The 681-nt window shown below is 32.7% G+C and carries 1 protein-coding gene; it reads right to left on the bottom strand.

Features of this window, described 5'->3' with window-relative positions; genetic code table 11:
* Positions 1–334 precede the first annotated feature (334 nt).
* Positions 335–628: a hypothetical protein gene (locus tag CJF42_RS26060; protein ID WP_095369380.1), complete on the bottom strand. Its 294-nt coding sequence runs from the start codon at positions 626–628 to the stop codon at positions 335–337.
* Positions 629–681 lie beyond the last annotated feature (53 nt).

Below are 681 nucleotides of genomic sequence, written 5' to 3'. Positions count from 1 at the left end.
AAACTTAATTTTTTCAACACATTCCTCCGTGATACATAACGAGCCTGTAGAATTTCTCTTTTAGAAAAAACAGACACAAAAATTATTAAAAATTAAGCTTCAAAACGCATTGCTACGTGAATTCTGAGGCAATATTCTACTAAAACATTACTTTTACGGGCGCACAGCACATAAATTTCATTCGTCAATTGTCACTTTTTATAAATTCTACAGCCTCAACGCCCGCATAAAATGCGGATAATGCTTGGCTAAAATTAGCGAAGAATGAGCGCCAGCCAAGCGTTTGACGTCATTTTTGATGCGTTTGTTATATGCTTTAAATATATGTTAAGCGTTATTTTTCGTCATAATCAAAAGATAATATAAAAATGAAATATAGTAACACTGCTATACCGTATAAAAGCATTGACTCAAAAACCCCTCCAATAAAGGCTATTAAAATAATATATGGGGACTTTTTATATAACTGCTTATCTTCATCTGAAATTTGACTAGAATTCAATATATGTTTATACGTACAAAAGTAATAAGCTAACGCAATAGGCACACCTAAAAAGCCAATACCTTTAGTGCTTGCGGCAACCGCAACACCTACGGGTAATTTAAATAATAAAAGCCTTCTATCCATTTTTAACCTTAATCACAAAATTTCAGCGGCATATAACATTTGTATAAACGGCG

Origin of the sequence: Pseudoalteromonas sp. NBT06-2 (genome assembly GCF_002276045.1) — a bacterium.
Classification (GTDB): Bacteria; Pseudomonadota; Gammaproteobacteria; order Enterobacterales; family Alteromonadaceae; genus Pseudoalteromonas.
This window is presented reverse-complemented; position numbering and strand designations above follow the sequence as displayed.

What these genes read in the sequence shown, in the direction of transcription:
- CJF42_RS26060 (WP_095369380.1), bottom strand. Translation starts at nt 628, where the DNA reads ATGGATAGAAGGCTTTTATTATTTAAATTACCCGTAGGTGTTGCGGTT.